Genomic DNA, 1,553 nt, shown 5'->3' on the forward strand with positions numbered 1-1,553 from the left:
GGGTGGAGGTGGGGGAAGGACCGCCGCGATGTCGGAGTGCGTGGCTAGTCTTGCCGAGCCTGGGGTGACAGGCGCGCAGTGGCCGACGAAGGGGGCGTGGGTGCGGGACACCGGTGGCGACGTGCGAGGCGCGACGGCCGCAGCTCCCGGCGTGCCCGACGACGCCCGCCGGGCGGTCGGTGCGGGTCGTCGGTCCGACGAGGGGCGCGGACCCGACGCGAGCGCCGCACGGCGCGCCGCGGGACTCGTGACCGGCCTCGTCGCGGTCGTCGTGATCGGTGCCGCGCTCGCCGGACCGTTGCACCTCGCGTCGCGGCCGGTCCACGTGAGCCTCCCGACGCAGCCGCCCGAGACGGCCGCCCCGCCGAGCCCCGTCCCGAAGCCCACGCAGCTCCCGCACGACCAGGAGCCCGGACACTTCCCCGTGTGGCTGTGGGCGCTGCTGCTCCTCGTGGTCATCGCGGTCCTCGGGCGGTACGTGGTGCCCGCGGTGCTGCGCTGGTTCGCCGACCGCGCGATCCGACTCTCGCCGCCCGACGACGTCGTCCCGGGCGCGGTGGTCGGCAGCGAGCACACCGGTCCCGTGGTGCAGGAGGTGCGCGACAGCCTCGCCGCGGCGATCGCGCTGCTCGACGACGAGCGGACGCCGCCCGCCGACGCGGTGGTCGCCGCGTGGGTCGAGCTCGAGGCCGGTGCCGAGCGCAGCGGCGTGGTGCGCGAGCGCTCGCAGACCGCCACAGAGCTCACCGTGCACGTGCTCGACCAGACGCGCGCCGACCCGCGCGCGACCCGCACGCTCCTGGGGCTCTACCTCGCGGCGCGCTACAGCGAGCACGGGGTGACGCGCGCCGACGTCGCCGCGGCGCGTGCGGCGCTGACCACGCTCGCCGATGGCCTGCGCCGCGTGCGGGACGCGTCCGACGCGTCCGATGAGAGCGGCGAGAGCGGCGACGGCGCTCCCGACGACAGCGGTGACGACGCAGCCGGGAAGGGCGACGCACCCGGGAAGGGCGACGCACCCGGGAAGGGCGACGCACCCGGGAAGGGCGACGCACCCGGGACGGCGGTGGGCTCGTGACGCGCCGCCAGCTCCTCGCGGCGCTGGCCGCGGGGCTCGTCGTCGGCGTCGTCGTGTTCTCCGGCGGGATGAGGCTCGGGTCCGCAGCCCTGCTCGCGCTCACGGCGGCGGGCGTCGCGGTCGTGGTCACGCGCATCGACTCCGAGGACGAGCCGCTGCTGACCCACCAGCGCCGCACGCGCGTCGACGGCGTGCGCGGCGACGTGCAGGACCTCGCGTGGGGTGCCGTCGGCCGCGACGGCCGGCTGGGCGAGCGCGCGCTGCGCCGCCTGCGCGAGACCGCGACCGTGCGCCTCGCCCGGCACGGCGTCGACCTCGCGGACCCCGCCGACGCCGAGCGTGCACGCGCGCTCGTCGGCCCGTCCGCGTACGCCACCTGCACCTCGCGCGGCCACCCGCGCCCGTCCTTCAACGACGCCCGCCGGGCCGTCGAGGCGCTCGAACGCCTCGGACCGACCCCCTCGACCCCCTCGAC

Annotated in this window: 2 protein-coding genes; both read left to right on the top strand. The window is 77.7% G+C overall.

Going from position 1 to position 1,553, the window contains the following annotated elements:
- Positions 1-64: 64 nt before the first annotated feature.
- The gene (locus tag AW16_RS17915; RefSeq protein ID WP_051682045.1) at positions 65-1,078 is read left to right on the top strand and encodes a DUF4129 domain-containing protein; all 1,014 of its coding nucleotides are present in this window, start codon (positions 65-67) and stop codon (positions 1,076-1,078) included.
- On the top strand, positions 1,075-1,553 hold a 479-nt coding region (locus tag AW16_RS0116620; protein ID WP_029292239.1), incomplete at its 3' end, for a hypothetical protein. The genes AW16_RS17915 and AW16_RS0116620, both read left to right, overlap by 4 nt.

Source organism: Cellulomonas sp. HZM (genome assembly GCF_000708885.1).
GTDB lineage: Bacteria > Actinomycetota > Actinomycetes > Actinomycetales > Cellulomonadaceae > Cellulomonas.